Genomic DNA, 17,237 nt, shown 5'->3' with positions numbered 1-17,237 from the left:
TTTATTGTCTAAACGTCACCTATCGCAATGATTTTATTCTTTATGGGGTTGAGAATGTCGCTCGCGTTGCCAAGCCTCCAACCAATAAAGCATATTAATAAATAAGCTGAATGAGAAAATAAGGAACAAAATATTATCCAAAAGTGAAATTTTAATCAGTGCATTAATAATAATATTCTTATGGTGTTTAACCTCTAAAAATCCAGAAGAGAAAAACCAAAACATACCAGCCACACCCAGAACATTCAATATCACAACCGGCCAATGCCATTTAGCCAGCAAAAAGAACAGCCACCCCACCAGCATTAAACAAATAATGGCATCATCCAACTCAAACAACAGAAAGAAACTGATATAGAGTAAGCTGAAACAAGCTAAGGTGAGTCCAAAGGGATATTCATCAGGTAAGGCAGAGGCCAATTGTTTTCTGCGCTCGCAAGCCGGTGGCTTTATATCAAACACATTGATAGATATAAGATAAAGTAAAAACAAACCTATTATTGGTAAAGTGAATGTAGCCGGCAACAAGGCACAGCCCAATGGCAGCAGGTGAAAAACCAATAAATATGGGCTTAGCTGCTGGTTGGCCAGACGATATGAACTGGGTAATAACATAACTAATGAAAGCACAATAAAAATAGAGGTGACTGACAAAGATAAAACTTCGTCAATTAAATCTGGGAATACTATTTCCATCAAGAAAATAATCGCCAGCAACGCCAATGAATAACGAAAAAATATAAAAGCAAACTCACCACGGGACATATAAGTATAACTTTCACTCTCTCTAATGGCACCCTTGATTACATAATCTAAATTCGCCTGTGCCATATCAGTATTTTCCTTTCTAAATTTGTATAGGTTGCTAACTTTACCCATAGTGACTTTAATCCTTTAAATATCATTAACCTTAAAAAATACAACAGGTTATACCAGCCAGAGGATAGCTAACTATTAACTTTTCTTTTTGATTCTATTTAGACTATCAGCACTGAGGAAGGTAACAAAACAAATATTACAGTTATTAATTGTCATATAAATAATATGGCCATCATTATCTCCTCATATAAAACCATTGCTAGTAAAGGGTTATTCGCCCTATTGCTGCCATTATAATAACTCCCTCTGCGCCTTTTGCTGCTTATTTGCTCTATCCAAACTAAAAGATATAACGCAGTCCAAAAATTCATAACAAAGTTAATTCCTTATCAAAATAGTTATGGTTATGATGTTGCACATGGACAGATAGACGTCTAGACACAAAGATAGCTATAAAAACGATAACAACAATACAGATTGCAAACCTACTCGACACCATGACGGAGTTCCGGATGAAAAAGATTGCTTCCCCTTTACTGGCCCTGAGCCTCTTGACAACACTGCCGGTATTCGCCGCAAACACCGCCACAATAGCGCCAATTCCAGCAGCGATTGCCCAGCACCAAGGGCAAATTAAAATTGCAGTCATCCGTAATTTGGGCTCCGATGACAACACCACACAGTTTTTGTCCGGTGTGTTGAAAGAAGGGAAAAAGCTCGGGTTCAAAGTGGATACGTTCTTGAGTAATGGCGATGACGCGCGTTTTCAGGACTTCGTCAACCAAGCCATTAGCCAAAAATACGACGGCATTATTCTGTCTCAGGGGCGTGATCCTTACTCAACTGAGTTGGTAAAACGCATCACCGACAGCGGCATTGCAGTATCGGTATTTGATACCGCCATTCAGGGCGATATTCCCGGTCTGACAGTGACTCAGCAGGATGACGCCTCTCTAACCAATGAATCCTTCGGCCAGTTAGTCAAAGATTTCAATGGTAAAGCCAATATCATCAAGCTCTGGGTGGCAGGTTTCCCCCCAATGGAACGCCGCCAGGCCGCTTATCAGGCACTGTTAAAACAAAATCCAGGTATTACTGAACTCGAATCTATCGGCGCGGTTTCTTCTGATGTTCAAGGCGATACGGCAAACAAAGTGGGCGCGGTATTGGCGAAATATCCAAAAGGGAAAATCGACGCCATCTGGGGTACCTGGGATGCCTTTACCCAAGGTGCTTATAAAGCCTTACAGGAAAATGGCCGCACGGAGATCAAACTGTACAGCATTGATATCTCGAATCAGGATTTGCAGCTGATGCGTGAGGCCAATAGCCCGTGGAAAGTCAGTGTTGCCGTTGACCCTAAACTCATTGGCGCGGTAAATTTGCGACTGATCGCTAAGAAAATTGCCGGTGAAACCACCCCTGCCAGTTATGAATTCCAGGCGGCATCCATTCCACAAGCCTTGCTGGCCAGCCAACCCGGCCCTGTCAACGTAGCGGGTTTGAGTAAAATCATTCCCGGCTGGGGCCAGTCAGATGATTTTAACTCCCCTTGGTTTGCGACACTTGCGGCAAAAAATGCTCAGTAATGACCCCGTAAAGGCCAATGCGGCCAATTGATTTGGAGTGAAATAGATGGCAACGCAAGGATACTTGCCGCCCCCAGAATACAGCCGCAATATGCGGCTGATTGGGCATAGTTCGCAAGGTGGGAAATCCGACGGAGTGCAAGTCATGGTGCACCGTGGCTATGCTTACATCGGCCATATGGTGTCGCAGGGCGTCTCAATTATTGATGTCCGGGATGCAAAAAAACCACAACCGGTGGGGTTTATCGCCGCACCGCCCAATACCTGGAATGTGCATTTACAGGCCCACGACGACCTGTTGTTGGTGATTAATGCCCGTGACCTGTTTGCTGATGCCAGTTTTGCCGAAGAAAAAGTGTATTACACCCGCTCGGTGGCACAAACGCTCAGTAGCCGTCAGGAAAGCCGCAGTTGGAGTGCGGGTTTACGTATTTTTGATATTTCGACGCCAGACAAACCGCGCGAGATAAGCTTCCTGCCGCTGGATGGCATTGGTATCCACCGCATCTGGTATGTCGGCGGGCGCTGGGCCTATGTTTCGGCGCTACTGGACGGCTACAGTGATTATATCTTCCTGACCATTGACCTGGCTGACCCGCAAAAACCTCAAGTCGCGGGCCGCTATGCGCTACCGGGCATGCATACCGCCGCCGGCGAACAACCCAACTGGCCAGAAGGCAAACGCTATGCACTGCATCATGCCATTGTCAGTGGTGACACGGCTTATGGCAGTTGGCGTGATGGCGGGCTGACCCTGTTGGACGTCAGTAATCGCAATGAGCCCAAATTGATAAGTCACCGCAACTGGAGCCCCCCATTTGGCGGAGGCACTCACACCGCGCTCCCCCTGCCCGACCGCGACTTATTGGTAGTGCTGGATGAAGCCGTGCTGGATAATCAAGAAGATGGTGAAAAACATATTTGGGTGTTTGATATTCGCGACCCCAGCAATCCGGTGAGTATTTCGACATTCCCGGTTCCTGATGAGCAGGATTATGTGAAAAAAGGCGCACACTTTGGCCCGCATAATCTGCATGAAAATCGGCCCGGCAGTTTTATCAGCTCATCACTCATTTTTGCGACATACCAAAACGCCGGGGTGCGGGCCTATGATATCAGCAACCCCTATCAGCCCAAGGAAACCGGGGCTTTAGTGCCCGCTGCACCAGAAAAAATGATGGATAAACGGCCCGGACGGCCGCAAATTATTCAGTCCTGTGATGTGTTTGTCGATGCTCAAGGGATTATCTACAGCACCGATTATAATGCTGGCCTGTCTATCATTGAATATTTGGGTTAAGTCGCAACTCACAGCAGGTCTACCTGCTGTGGGCAAAAATATTTCCTCGCCCCCCCTCTCTTTATCCTCGTAATAGTCTACTGTATTTGGCTGAGCCACTTTGTCATTAAGCTGTGAGAGCCATTGTTTTGATTAAAAAACAAACACATAAACTCAAAGTTAAAAGTGAAAAACCTTATTACCAACATCATCAACAATAAGAAAATGCCATGAAAGGATTTCCAGCGCGTGTTACCAATCTGCTGATTGCATCATTGATTCTGACCATTGGGCGAGCTGTAACCCTGCCCTTTATCACTATCTACTTGGCGGAGCACTTCCGACTCGCGCCTGATAAAGTTGGGCTAGTGCTGGGGGCAAGTTTGGCACTGGGTATTTTCACCAGCCTTTATGGCGGTTATCTGGTTGATAAATTTAATAAAAAGCAGTTAATTCTGTTGGCTATCAGTTTATTTTCGGTCACCTTTTTCACACTGCCCTGGGTTGAACACCCGGCGTGGGTAATTTTGATCCTGGCACTGCTGCACTCGGCATATTCGGTGTATGGCATTGCCATTAAAGCCTGTTTTGCTGACTGGCTGCCGGTCAATGAACGTATCAAAGCCTTTTCAGCTAACTACACGCTAGTTAATGTCGGTTGGGCGCTCGGCCCGGCGCTGGGGGTATTGGTGGTGGGGTTCGGCCCACAAGTTCCTTTTATTATCTCGGGCTTATTAGCGCTATTAGTTGCCATTATTTTGAAATTCCGGGTAGACAGCGCGGATATGTCGGTCGCTGAACAAACCTTAACCGAGTCAGTCCCCGACTTTCGCCAAACATTCCGTATTTTGCGACACGATAAACGGCTAATTTATTTCACCGTCGGTAGCATGCTAAGTGCCATTGTCTTTGGCCAATTCTCCGGTTATTTATCCCAATATCTGATTACAGTTTCCGATGCTCAGTTCGCCTATCAGGTCATTGGGGCGGTGATGACGGTCAATGCGCTGATTGTGATTACGCTGCAATACCTATTAAGCCGCCGCATGAATCAACAGAACTTAATGCGCTGGTTAATGCTGGGCACCTTATTCTTCATTATTGGTTTATTCGGGTTTATGGCCGCTCAGGACTCAATCCCAATGTGGATGCTGGCAATGGCGATTTTCTCATTGGGCGAAATTATTGTTATCCCCGTCGAATACTTATTTATCGATTTTATTGCTCCAGCAAATCTCAAAGGCAGTTACTATGGAGTACAAAATCTCGGTCAGCTCGGTGGGGCCGCTAACCCCGTGCTCTGTGGTTTTTTATTAGCCTACACGGCACCACAGATGATGTTTTATATGCTGATTATTGCGGCGCTGCTGGGGCTGCTGTTTTTTTATCGCGGCTATCAATTGGCCAAAGTGCTGCCAACGCCCTCACAGCTTGAAAGGTGATGGGATCATTATTCATAATGTGATCGCTAGCACATAACCAAAGTTAATTGTATGATGAATGCATTCCGTAACTCAGGACTCTCTTTATGCGCAACGTGACGTCACTTTGCTGGCAGTATTTGCGGGCTTTCGCCATAATTTATCTGTGTTTATGGGCCGGTAAGGCTGTGGCCTTGTTGTTGCCCATCACCATTCCGGGCAGCATTATCGGCATGTTGATTCTATTTGCTCTGCTCGCCTCACAAATTTTGCCCTCTAAGTGGGTAAAACCCAGCTGCCAGCTGCTTATCCGCTATATGGCACTGTTGTTTGTTCCTATCGGTGTTGGCGTGATGCAATATTATGATCAACTGACCAAACAGTTTGGGCCGATCGTCGTGTCCTGCTTTATCAGCACCCTGATTGTGATGTTGGTGGTGGCGTACAGTTCTAATTATGTCCACCGTGAACCTAAAGTGGCCGATGCCCCAAGTGATACCAAGGAGGGCAAATGATCAGCAACTTATGGTGGTCACTGCCACTGACATTAATTGTCTTCTTCAGTGCACGCCGCTTGGCACGCTGGCTGAAAATGCCCTTGCTCAACCCATTATTGATATCAATGGTCGTTATCATTCCATTGCTGCTGGTTACGCATATGCCCTATGCCAACTATTTTGCTGGCAGCAAAATACTTAATGACCTGCTGCAACCTGCGGTAGTCGCATTAGCTTTCCCGCTCTATGAGCAGCTACATCAAATTCGCGCTCGCTGGAAATCCATCATAACTATTTGTTTTATAGGCAGTGTTACTGCCATGGTGACCGGCACTGCCGTGGCATTGTGGATGGGGGCAACCCCAGAAATTGCCGCCTCAGTATTGCCTAAATCGGTCACCACACCTATTGCGATGGCGGTCGCGGAATCCATTCATGGCTTGCCCGCCATCAGTGCGGTATGTGTTATTTTCGTGGGTATTCTGGGGGCCGTTTTTGGTCACAGCCTACTGAATTTATTAAATATTAAAACTAAAGCTGCACGTGGTTTGTCAATGGGTACGGCCTCACATGCTCTGGGCACCGCCCGCTGTGCCGAACTGGACTATCAAGAAGGCGCGTTCAGCTCTCTGGCGCTGGTTATCTGTGGGATTATTACCTCATTGCTGGCCCCCTTCTTGTTCCCGGTTCTGCTGCATTTGTTTGGCTGATATCGCCATTACCGCAGAATAAATTTGAGATACATCTCTCATTTGGGATTTTACTTGCACAAATTTCATATAAAACGGGACTCAGATCACACCAAGAAGGCATCAAGCTGCCTAGAATAGTTTCCCGTTCCTATTGGAGATAACCTTATGCAAGCACGTTTTCAAGCCCCTTGGGCACAGCTTCCCACCTCACTGCAGTCTGCTCTTGAATTTATTTTGAGCGCAAACGATTTCCCTGCCATGCTGACAGCAGAGCAAGTAAAAAAAGTGAAAGATATTAGTGGGTTAGATGATGATGCCTTGGCATTTGCGTTATTGCCTTTGGCTGCGGTTTGCGCCTTGACGCCAATCTCCCATTTTAACGTCGGCGCCATCGCCAGAGGTATCAGCGGCAATCTCTATTTTGGTGCCAATATGGAGTTTGGTGGCGCGCCGCTGCAACAAACCATCCACGCCGAGCAATGCGCCGTGACACATGCCTGGTTACGTGGCGAATCCCAGTTGGTTTCAATTACCGTCAATTACACGCCCTGTGGCCATTGCCGCCAGTTTATGAATGAACTCAATAGCGGAACTGACTTACATATTCATCTACCAGGCCGCCCTGCTTCAACACTGGAAAAATATCTGCCAGATGCTTTCGGCCCGAAAGACTTGGATATCACCGCCCGGCTGATGGACGCGGTTGATCACGGCTACCAGGTTGAGCCAACCGATGCCCTGACTCAAGCCGCACTTATGGCTGCCAACCAAAGTCATGCGCCTTATAGCCTTTCCCACAGCGGTGTTGCCCTAGAGACGGCTGACGGAGCGATTTATACCGGCCGTTATGCTGAAAATGCGGCATTTAACCCGAGTTTGCCACCACTGCAAGCGGCATTAATTCTGACCAATCTGTCTGGCAAAGATTGTGGCGCGATTCGCCGCGCAGTCTTGGTTGAAGGCAGTAAATCCATACTCAGTCAGTGGGATGCAACCCAAGCCACTCTGGCAGCACTTGGCTGTACAGAGGTAAAACGGGTCACTTTTTAATTAAAAAAGCTGAAACTGGGGTTACATGGCTAACCCCGGTTATTATCGTGCTTCACACTTTTACCGCTCGCCGACATATTTAACTAACAAAAGCTGTACATATTTTTCTTATCTTTTAGGATCAGGGGCAACGACTTTATAACGTTTAAGAGTGAAACTCATGGAACTTGAATACGAAAGTAAGCGCCCCCTGTATATCCCCTACGCTGGCCCCATCCTGTTAGAATTCCCGCTATTGAACAAAGGCAGTGCGTTTACCATTGATGAACGTAGCCATTTCAATTTGCACGGTTTATTGCCAGAAGCGGTTGAAACCATCGAAGAACAGGCTGAGCGAGCTTACCGCCAGTATCAGGATTTCAAAAACGACGACGATAAACACATTTATCTGCGCAATATTCAAGATACCAATGAAACTCTGTTTTATCGCCTGCTGGAAGCCCATCTCAGTGAGATGATGCCGATAATTTACACCCCGACAGTGGGCGAAGCTTGTGAGCATTTCTCGGATATTTATCGCCGGGCACGCGGGCTATTTATCTCTTATCCGAACCGTGAACACATTGACGACATGCTGCAAAACGCCACCAAGCAAAACGTCAAAGTCATCGTGGTGACGGACGGTGAGCGTATTCTTGGTCTGGGCGACCAAGGGATTGGCGGCATGGGTATTCCCATCGGTAAACTGTCGTTGTATACCGCCTGCGGTGGTATCAGCCCGGCTTATACATTGCCTGTCGTTTTGGATGTCGGTACCAACAACCCGCAACGGCTAAATGACCCGCTGTATATGGGCTGGCGTCACCCACGTATTTCCGGTGATGAATATTATGCTTTTGTTGATGAATTCATTCAGGCGGTAAAACGTCGCTGGCCGAATGTGCTGTTGCAGTTTGAAGATTTTGCTCAAAACAATGCCACACCGCTGCTCAATCGCTACCGTGATGAGTTGTGCTGTTTCAATGATGATATTCAAGGGACTGCCGCAGTCACTCTGGGCAGCCTGATTGCCGCCAGCCATGCCGCGGGTAGCCAACTGCGCGACCAGACGGTCACTTTCCTCGGGGCCGGATCTGCGGGTTGCGGTATTGCGGAACAAATCATTGCGCAGATGATTTCAGAAGGTTTGAGTGAAAGCCAGGCGCGCGCGCGGGTATTTATGGTCGACCGCTTCGGCCTGTTAACTGACAAGCTGCCTAACCTGTTGGAATTCCAGAGCAAATTAGTACAAAAAAGTGATGCGCTGCAAAGCTGGAATCTGGCCAGTGACGCCATCTCACTGCTGGATGTGGTTCGTAACGCTAAACCTACCGTGCTGATTGGCGTTTCAGGCCAACCGGGGCTGTTTACTGAAGAACTGATCCGCGAAATGCACCAGCACTGCGCGCGCCCCATTGTAATGCCGCTGTCTAACCCAACATCACGGGTGGAAGCCCGACCAGAGGATATTATCAACTGGACGAATGGCGCAGCATTAGTCGCCACCGGCAGCCCATTCCCGCCGGTCAATTATAAAGACAAACTGTATCCGATTGCTCAATGTAATAACTCGTATATCTTCCCCGGTATTGGTTTAGGGGTATTGGCATCCGGTGCCAAACGCGTGACCGACGGCATGTTGATGGCCGCCAGCCGTGCATTAGCTGCATGTTCGCCACTGGCACATAATGGCGAGGGTGCATTGCTACCCAACATTGACGATATTCAGTCCGTATCAAAGGCCATTGCGATGCAGGTCGCTAAAGCAGCGCAACTGCAAGGCGTCGCCATTGTGACTTCTGAAGAAGCCTTAGCTAAAGCTATTGAGCGTAACTATTGGCAACCACAATACCGTAGCTATAAACGCACTTCGTTCTAAATATTATCCGGCCTGTACATAGATATGGGCCGGTTAATCTGCCCATAAATATTCAAAAAAAATAAATCCCGCTGAGCTGACTCCAGTCAGTGATTCGGGTGCGCGAATGCAGCCAACAACACTGTAACGACAAGGACGAAGGGTATAACTTGCGCAGCATGGGCAGGTACAGTAGCCTTGCTACCATACCAGTGAGTTGAATGCTTCGAAGGCCAGAGAATGTGGAAACGCCTGATTATTAGCTTAATTGCCATCGCAGGGTTGCTGGTGGTTTCAGCTATTGCGCTTGATCGCTGGATTAGCTGGAAAACAGCCCCCTTTATTTATGATGAGCTGCAAGGCTTGCCGCATCGACAGGTCGGTGTGGTCTTGGGTACCGCCAAATATTATCGGACTGGCGGTATTAATCAGTTTTATCAATACCGGATCCAGGGCGCTATCAATGCTTATAACAGTGGGAAAGTCAGCTATTTACTGCTGAGTGGTGACAATGCCCTGCAAAGTTATAACGAACCTATGACCATGCGCCGGGATTTGATAGCTGCTGGTGTTGCACCCGCTGATATTGTGCTCGATTACGCCGGTTTTCGCACTTTGGATTCGATTGTGCGAACCAGAAAAGTGTTTGATACCAATGATTTTATTATCATTACTCAGCGTTTCCATTGCGAGCGGGCATTATTTATTGCCATGCATATGGGCATTCAAGCTCAATGCTTTGCCGTGCCGTCACCGAAAAACATGCTTAATGTCCGGGTACGCGAGATTTTCGCCCGCCTCGGCGCGCTGTCTGATCTTTACGTTTTGAAAAGTGAACCGCGCTTCCTTGGGCCACTTATTCCTATTCCGGCGGTACACGTCATCCCCGAGGATGCCCAAGGCTACCCCGCGGTTTCACCTGAGCAACTGGTCGAGCTAGAACACCGGTTGGCCGCAGAAAAACAAAAAACTCCAGCACCAGCACCAGCACCAGCACCAGCACCAGCACCAGCACCATGATATTACATTAGCTTTTGATATTTAATACATTTTCACCTTGAATTGGCCTTTGAGGTTAAGCGCAATCAGACCTATGGCCGACAACCACTGAAGGTCAGATGAGCCGAAAGAAATGGCGACGCTACGATATTTCTCGCCTGCACGGGAGAGAACTAGGGCCTGCTAACCTTCTTGCCCCAAAAATCCTCGGACATCACTCTCAACTTCGCCCATTTCTTGTAATAACTGTAAGGTTTCCAGCGCTTCATCTTCATCCAATCTGCTCATGGCAAACCCCACGTGCACCAACACCCAATGACCGAGCAAGGCCAAACTGGCCGGCTTATCTGCTGCCACCAGCATAATATTGACCGAGCGCCGCACACCACAGACATCCACCCAGGCAGTACCTGGTTGAGTCTCATCCAACGCGACAATTTGCCCCGGTATGCCTATGCACATAGTCCGACTCCTGCGGTCGTGGGGGATAAAAAAGGTAAATTCATTCCACCTCCAGCCGTTTAATCATCACACCATCATCAGCCGCACCAATACGTAAATGGCTTCCGGCACACAATGGGCAGCGGGTCACTTTATTACTCAGCAATGTGACCGGCTGTTGGCAATCATGGCACCACACCTGCGACTGCTGTTGACTAAGATGTAACACACAGCCTTGCGCCAACGTGCCACGGCACACCAATTCAAAACAGAATTCTAATGCCTGCGGTTCGACACAAGAAAATGCACCGGTTTCTAGCCAAACGCCGGTTATCCTCTGCGCGCCGTGTTGTCGGGCTTGCTGTTCCATCATGGCAATCGCGTTTTGGCATAAGGTTATCTCATGCATGGCGGTTCTCCTTGGTTGCTCTCAATGACTCTCTATCAACAATAATGAATGCAAAGAAGATGCCAGCAATACCGCCATTGCCACTCAGTTTAAATGCAGATTAACCCACTGATAAATAACACCATTAAATAGGCTGAACTTACAACCAATGCTGGCGCGAAGTCATCACTGTCGAAGTGTCACCGCCAGAGGGCGATTTCGTCACTAATGTCGACACTTAATCACCGCAATCCCTCTGTTTTTACTGCCTTTTAGATCTCGTCGGTTTTTCTGCCATCGGCCTAATGCCCTATGGGTGGGCTTTGCGCGCTCTTTTGCATCCAAGGTCACAGTGCTGGCACAGAATATGCTTTGGAGCTGGGAAATGATTTCTATCAGCCTGACTGTCACCAGCTTTTTGTCCCGGAGGGTATGGCTATGAACCGCTTTGTGATTGCGGAGCCGAGGCTTTGTATTGGATGCAATACCTGCATGGCTGCTTGCAGCCAGGTGCATAAAGCCGAGGGTTTACAAGAGCATCCCAGATTAACTGTGATGCGTAATACCACAGTTACCGCGCCTATTCTCTGTCGTCACTGCGAGGATGCGTGGTGCGCACGGGTTTGCCCAGTCAATGCCATCACGCTAACAAATAACGCCGTTGAATTGGATGAAACCACCTGTATCGGCTGCAAGCTCTGTGGTATCGCCTGCCCGTTTGGCGCAATCACCCCTGCCGGCAGTAAGCCATTAGCTGTCCCTGAAACTTTCCCTGAATATATTCCGATGGCGGAACTGTCCGATGTGCCATTCAGCCCCGCCAATATGAACCCGTTTCTTGCCTGGAATGCGGGTGTGCGCACGATCGCGGTGAAATGCGATTTATGCCATTTCCTACCACAAGGGCCGGAATGTGTGCGGGTCTGCCCGACCCACGCCTTGATGCTGATAGACGAAAACAGCATTGAACAGGCGAATCGAGCGAAACGCCTCGCCGCCGCCAGTGGGTTTGCCAACGACCTGCCCTTTATGACGCCGGATATCCCGCCCGCCCTCTCTCACCAGGAGCAGAAAAGATGATGAATTCTCTGGCGTTATTGTGGATCTCTTTACTGCTCTATCTGGTGGGGGCATTGCTTTCCCTGCTGCTGGCACGGCGCGAAACAGTGGCGATTTATGCCGCCGGACTGGCGGCCATGTTGGGTGGCATTGTCGGTCTGTTTGCTGCCGCCCCAACCTTACTGGGTGGCGGTGTGATTACCTATGTCACCGCCGGGCCATTCCCCTTCGCGGCTTTCAGTGTGCGCCTCGATCCCTTAGCGGCGTTTATGCTGATGGTTATTTCATTGCTGGTGGTGATAACTGCGCTGTACTCACTGGCTTATGTACAGGAGTACAAAGGGCGCGGGGCATGGGGAATGGGGGTCTTTATGAATCTGTTCATCGCCTCAATGGTCGCGCTGGTGGTGGTGGATAACGCTTTCTACTTTATTATTTTCTTCGAAATGATGTCGCTGGCCTCCTACTTCCTGGTGATTTCCGATCAAGACGACGATGCCATCAGCGCTGGCCTGCTCTACTTCCTGATTGCCCATGCCGGTTCAGTGCTGATTATGATTGCATTCTTCCTGCTGTATCGCCAAAGCGGCAGTTTGGAATTTGCCGCCTTCCGGCAGGCTAGCCCGCAACCTATCATGGCCTCGATTATTTTCTTATTGGCTTTCTTTGGCTTTGGGGCCAAAGCCGGAATGCTACCGCTACACGGGTGGTTGCCACGGGCGCACCCGGCCGCCCCATCTCATGCGTCTGCCCTGATGTCGGGGGTGATGGTGAAAATCGGCATCTTTGGCATTATCAAAGTGGGAATTGATCTGCTGGGTGCCAACCAATTGTGGTGGGGCGTGGTGGTGCTGGGCTTTGGCGCAGTGTCGTCAGTGCTGGGCGTGTTGTATGCACTGGCAGAGCACGATATCAAGCGGCTACTGGCCTACCATACTGTTGAAAACATTGGCATTATCCTGATGGGCGTTGGTGTCGGCATGATAGGTATTGCCAGCCATCAGCCGGTGTTAGCGGCGCTTGGCCTGCTGGGTGCGCTCTACCACCTGCTTAACCACGCGGTCTTTAAGGGGCTATTGTTCCTTGGTGCCGGTGCAGTGATTTACCGCATTCATACCAAAGATATGGAAAAAATGGGCGGACTGGCAAGAATGATGCCTTACACCGCACTGGCGTTTCTGGTGGGATGTATGGCGATTTCAGCCCTACCGCCCTTCAATGGCTTTGTCAGTGAATGGTTTACCTATCAATCGCTGTTTACCATGACCAAGGACGGCGGCTTTATTATTCGTCTGGCCGGGCCTATTGCCATTGTGATGCTGGCCATCACCGGTGCGCTGGCGGCCATGTGCTTTGTGAAAGTCTACGGCCTCAGTTTCTGCGGCCTGCCGCGCACAGAAAAAGCCGCTCTGGCGCGGGAAGTGCCCTGGCCCATGACGGCAGCCATGTTGCTGCTGGCATTACTGTGTCTGGCATTGGGAATAGGCGCAACCCATGTGGCACCGGTGATTGCCGGTGTTGCGTCCAGCCTGATAACTGCGGTACCCGCACCCAGCTTACAAGTGGCGCAAGGGGCGATATTGTTCCCGCAACACAGTTCTCAGGCGATGCTGTCCACCCTTTATATCTTCTTCGGTTTGCTCATCCTGCCACTGGTGATTTTACTGATCACCCGCCTCTATAAGGGCCGCCGTTTGGCATTTCGACATGGCGGAGACCCTTGGGCCTGCGGCTATGCCTATGAACAAGCCATGACCGTGTCTGCTGGTGGCTTTACTCAGCCACTGCGGGCGATGTTTGCCCCACTCTATCGTGTGCGTAAAACACTGGATCCCGCCCCGCTGATGCAGCGAGTGCTGGAGCAGTCAATCAGCGGCGCGAGCCGAGCGGAACCGGTATGGGATGAGCAGGTTGTCGCCCCACTTATCCGCGTAATCCAATGGCTCAGCCAGCGTATTCAATGGCTGCAACAGGGTGATTTCCGCCTCTACTGTCTGTATGTGGTCGCCGCACTGGTAACCCTGCTTATCATCGCGGCTATTTAAGGAGACGAGCAATGCCAACTATTGATATGCCGACGGTCTCTATGATTGCCTTCGCCATTGGGCAGGCGCTGTTTATGCTGGCGCTGGCACCGCTGATGGCGGGGATCTCGCGCATGGTGAAAGCCCGAATGCACTCCCGCCGTGGGCCGGGAGTGCTGCAAGAATATCGGGATTTAGTCAAATTGCTGAAACGGCAAGATGTGGCTCCCGCCAATGCCGGAATTATTTTTCGCCTGATGCCCTATGTATTACTGGGCAGCATGTTGTTGATTGCCATGACATTGCCGATTTTTACTCTGGCGTCCCCTTTTGGGGTGGCTGGTGACTTAATCGCCCTGCTCTACCTGTTCGCGCTGTTCCGCTTCTTCTTCTCTCTGGCGGGTCTGGATAGCGGCAGCATTTTCGCCGGTATCGGTGCCAGCCGCGAGTTAACCCTTGGCGTGTTGGTCGAACCCACATTAATCCTGTCACTGCTGGTGGTTGGGCTGATTGCCGGCTCTACCAATATTGGCACCATCAGCACGGTGCTGGCACAGGGGCACTGGCAATCACCGACGGCAACAGGTCTGGCGCTATTGGCCTGCGGTTTCGCGGTATTTATCGAAATGGGCAAAATCCCGTTTGATGTCGCCGAAGCTGAACAAGAGCTACAAGAGGGGCCGCTGACTGAATATTCCGGGGCCGCACTGGGCTTGGTCAAATGGGGAATTAGCCTCAAACAGGTGGTGGTGGCGCAGCTGTTCCTCGGCGTGTTTATCCCTTTCGGCAAGCTGGCGGTACTCAGCGGGCCGGGCCTGCTCTGGGCAATGGTGGCCTGTGTTATCAAATTGGTGGTGATATTTGTCCTCGCCTCCGTGGTCGAGAATAGCATCGCTCGTGGGCGCTTCCTGTTGACCTCCCGTGTTACCTGGCTAGGGTTTGGCGTCGCCGCCTTATCTCTGGTTTTCTATCTCACCGGTCTTTAGGGAGCTAATAAACCCATCATGGAGAACATGGCTCTTATGAACGAAAACATAGCCTTGGCGACCATTCTGCTGCCGTTTGCCGGTGCCATCCTGACGGCCTGTTTACCGCAGCAGATGGCGAAATGGTCTTGTACTTTCTTTGCGCTATTGGCAACACTCGGCACTGTGCTGCTGGCTTATATCTACCTAAGTGGCGGAAAAATCGATGTCACTTTTGATCTAATTCATTACGGTGATATGGCGCTGTTCGGCCTGACAATTGACCGCATCAGCACCTTGATTGTCTTTGCCGTGGTATTCCTCGGCCTGCTGGTGAGCATCTACTCCACCGGTTATCTGACATTAGGGAACCGCGAGCATCCACATGAAGGCACTAACCGCTACTATGCGCTGTTATTGGTATTCATCGGCGCAATGGCTGGGCTGGTATTGTCATCCACCCTACTGGGTCAGTTGTTCTTCTTTGAAATCACCGGCGGCTGTTCGTGGGGATTGATTGGTTACTACCAGAGCCAAAAGTCACTGCGTTCGGCACTAAAGGCCTTGCTGGTCACCCATGTTGCCGCCATCGGCCTGTATCTGGCGGCGGCGGTGTTGCTGGTCAATACCGGCACCTTTGCCCTGACCGCGCTGGCGCAGCTGGATAACACCACTAAAATCATCGTGTTCGGCGGCATCCTGTTTGCGGCCTGGGGGAAATCGGCCCAGTTGCCGCTGCATATCTGGTTGCCAGACGCAATGGAAGCCCCGACGCCCGTCAGTGCCTATCTCCATGCGGCCTCGATGGTTAAAGTCGGGGTTTATATCTTTGCTCGCGCCATTTACTCCGCTGGCGATGTCCCACAGATTATCGGCACTGTGGGGATGATAATGGCAGTTATCACGCTGATTTATGGTTTCTTTATGTACTTACCGCAAAAAGACATGAAGCGGCTGCTGGCCTACTCCACCATCACTCAGCTGTCTTACATTTTCTTCGCCCTGTCGCTGGCTATCTATGGTTCAAAATTGGCCTTTGAGGGCGGCATTGCCTACATCTTCAACCACGCCTTCGCCAAGAGCCTGTTCTTCCTGGTCGCCGGTGCATTGAGCTACAGCTGCGGAACCCGCATGTTGCCCAAACTCAAAGGCATTATGGGGAAAATGCCGCTACTGGGGGTGGGATTCTGTGTCGCCGCTCTGGCCATCACTGGGGTGCCACCATTCAATGGCTTCTTTAGCAAGTTCCCTATTTTTGCTGCAGGTTTTTCACTGTCTCATGAACATTGGCTGCTTATCCCGCTGCTGGTGCTGGCATTACTTGAGTCAGTCGCCAGTTTCGGCTGGTTCCTGTACTGGTTTGGGCAAACCGTGCCCGGTAAGCCATCAGAAGCCGTCGCCAGTGCTAAGCCCCTGCCTTTAGCAATGCAGGGCGTGCTGGTAATTCTGGTGTTCATGTCAGTGTGTTCCAGCTTTATTGCCGTCGCCTGGCTCGGATAAGGGAGTAAAAAATGACCGGAACACTGTTTGTCAACACTATGGTCGTCAACAATCTTGCAGGACTGCTTATCATTACCTCGCTGCTGGTCATCATCGTGAAGAAGCCGGCAACTTCAGCCCTGTTTTATGCCTTGCAATCCTTGGTCTTGGTACTGATTTTCCTGGTATTAGCCGAAACCTTACACGCCCACGAGCTGTATCTGTGGTCGCTAACCGCCTTTATTACCAAGGTGGTGCTGGTGCCGTGGATTATGTATCGCGCATTTCGCCAGATGGAAGACCCCAAGGCTAATGGCGGCGTGATTGGCACTGCCAGTCTGATTTTCATCGCCGCCATCATCATTTTACTGAGCTACTTCGTGGTGGAGCCGGTGCAGCTACCTATGGTCAGTGAGCTGAAACCCGCACTGGCGGTGTCACTCGGGCATTTCCTGATTGGCCTGCTGTGTATTGTCACCCAGCGCAATATTCTGAAAAACATCTTCGGTTATTGCCTGATGGAAAATGGCGCTCACTTGATGTTGGCGCTGCTGGCTTTCCGCGCACCAGAATTGGTTGAGATTGGCATTGCCACTGATGCCATTTTCGCAGTGATTGTGATGACGCTGATGGCGCGCAAGATTTATCGCACGCTGCACACGCTGGATGTTAAACAACTGACGGCGCTAAAGGGGTAA

Annotated in this window: 16 protein-coding genes; 13 read left to right on the top strand and 3 right to left on the bottom strand. The window is 50.0% G+C overall.

What is annotated here, in order from left to right; translation table 11 throughout:
• Positions 1-33 precede the first annotated feature (33 nt).
• Complete coding sequence (locus tag YROHD0001_RS14265) at positions 34-879, bottom strand: hypothetical protein (protein ID WP_086023424.1); 846 nt, start codon at positions 877-879, stop codon at positions 34-36.
• A gap of 452 nt (positions 880-1,331) precedes the next feature.
• Here YROHD0001_RS14265 and YROHD0001_RS14270 point away from each other — a divergent pair, with 452 nt between their 5' ends.
• The 8 genes from YROHD0001_RS14270 (at position 1,332) to sanA (ending at position 10,204) form a co-directional block, all read left to right on the top strand.
• Entirely contained in the window at positions 1,332-2,408 is a 1,077-nt protein-coding gene (locus tag YROHD0001_RS14270) for a sugar ABC transporter substrate-binding protein (RefSeq protein ID WP_004713518.1), read from the top strand.
• A gap of 46 nt (positions 2,409-2,454) precedes the next feature.
• Positions 2,455-3,708 (top strand): LVIVD repeat-containing protein, encoded by a 1,254-nt coding sequence (locus YROHD0001_RS14275; RefSeq protein ID WP_004713517.1) that lies wholly within the window; start codon positions 2,455-2,457, stop codon positions 3,706-3,708.
• Between the two features lie 209 nt (positions 3,709-3,917).
• A complete protein-coding gene (locus YROHD0001_RS14280; protein WP_004713514.1) occupies positions 3,918-5,129 on the top strand; it encodes an MFS transporter in 1,212 nt (403 codons plus the stop codon).
• 86 nt (positions 5,130-5,215) lie between these two features.
• Positions 5,216-5,623 carry a CidA/LrgA family protein gene (locus tag YROHD0001_RS14285; protein WP_004713513.1) on the top strand — a complete coding sequence of 136 codons (408 nt, stop codon included), beginning with the start codon at positions 5,216-5,218 and terminating at the stop codon, positions 5,621-5,623.
• Positions 5,620-6,315, top strand: a complete 696-nt coding sequence (locus YROHD0001_RS14290; protein WP_032816120.1) for a CidB/LrgB family autolysis modulator — start codon at positions 5,620-5,622, stop codon at positions 6,313-6,315. The genes YROHD0001_RS14285 and YROHD0001_RS14290 overlap by 4 nt, the downstream gene beginning before the upstream one ends.
• A 147-nt stretch (positions 6,316-6,462) precedes the next feature.
• A complete protein-coding gene (gene cdd, locus YROHD0001_RS14295) occupies positions 6,463-7,347 on the top strand; it encodes a cytidine deaminase (RefSeq protein ID WP_004713511.1) in 885 nt (294 codons plus the stop codon).
• A 160-nt stretch (positions 7,348-7,507) separates the two neighbouring features.
• On the top strand, positions 7,508-9,205 hold the full coding sequence (locus tag YROHD0001_RS14300; RefSeq protein WP_004713510.1) for an NAD-dependent malic enzyme: 1,698 nt from the start codon (positions 7,508-7,510) through the stop codon (positions 9,203-9,205).
• Positions 9,206-9,424: 219 nt separating this feature from the next.
• Entirely contained in the window at positions 9,425-10,204 is a 780-nt protein-coding gene (gene sanA / locus YROHD0001_RS14305) for an outer membrane permeability protein SanA (RefSeq protein WP_004713509.1), read from the top strand.
• Positions 10,205-10,366: 162 nt separating this feature from the next.
• Here sanA and YROHD0001_RS14310 read toward each other — a convergent pair whose 3' ends face one another.
• Entirely contained in the window at positions 10,367-10,645 is a 279-nt protein-coding gene (locus YROHD0001_RS14310; RefSeq protein ID WP_004713508.1) for a HypC/HybG/HupF family hydrogenase formation chaperone, read from the bottom strand.
• Positions 10,646-10,685: 40 nt separating this feature from the next.
• The gene (gene hypA, locus YROHD0001_RS14315) at positions 10,686-11,033 is read right to left on the bottom strand and encodes a hydrogenase maturation nickel metallochaperone HypA (protein WP_004713507.1); all 348 of its coding nucleotides are present in this window, start codon (positions 11,031-11,033) and stop codon (positions 10,686-10,688) included.
• A 417-nt stretch (positions 11,034-11,450) separates the two neighbouring features.
• On the opposite strand from hypA, the gene YROHD0001_RS0117320 reads away from it, so the two are divergent.
• Genes YROHD0001_RS0117320 through hyfE form a run of 5 tightly spaced genes read left to right on the top strand, consistent with a single transcriptional unit; the run spans position 11,451 to position 17,237 of the window.
• Positions 11,451-12,092: a 4Fe-4S dicluster domain-containing protein gene (locus YROHD0001_RS0117320; protein WP_032816192.1), complete on the top strand. Its 642-nt coding sequence runs from the start codon at positions 11,451-11,453 to the stop codon at positions 12,090-12,092.
• A complete protein-coding gene (gene hyfB / locus YROHD0001_RS14320) occupies positions 12,089-14,116 on the top strand; it encodes a hydrogenase 4 subunit B (RefSeq protein WP_072100693.1) in 2,028 nt (675 codons plus the stop codon). The genes YROHD0001_RS0117320 and hyfB overlap by 4 nt, the downstream gene beginning before the upstream one ends.
• A gap of 11 nt (positions 14,117-14,127) precedes the next feature.
• Positions 14,128-15,081 carry a respiratory chain complex I subunit 1 family protein gene (locus YROHD0001_RS14325; RefSeq protein WP_004713505.1) on the top strand — a complete coding sequence of 318 codons (954 nt, stop codon included), beginning with the start codon at positions 14,128-14,130 and terminating at the stop codon, positions 15,079-15,081.
• A 36-nt stretch (positions 15,082-15,117) separates the two neighbouring features.
• Positions 15,118-16,560 (top strand): hydrogenase 4 subunit D, encoded by a 1,443-nt coding sequence (locus YROHD0001_RS14330; protein ID WP_004713504.1) that lies wholly within the window; start codon positions 15,118-15,120, stop codon positions 16,558-16,560.
• An 11-nt stretch (positions 16,561-16,571) separates the two neighbouring features.
• Positions 16,572-17,237, top strand: coding sequence for a hydrogenase 4 membrane subunit (gene hyfE / locus YROHD0001_RS14335; RefSeq protein ID WP_004713503.1), 666 nt, complete (start codon positions 16,572-16,574; stop codon positions 17,235-17,237).

The organism is Yersinia rohdei ATCC 43380 (assembly GCF_000173775.1).
GTDB classification, from domain to species: domain Bacteria; phylum Pseudomonadota; class Gammaproteobacteria; order Enterobacterales; family Enterobacteriaceae; genus Yersinia; species Yersinia rohdei.
Note: the sequence above shows the minus strand (reverse complement) of the source record. Positions and strands in the feature narration are given on the sequence as shown.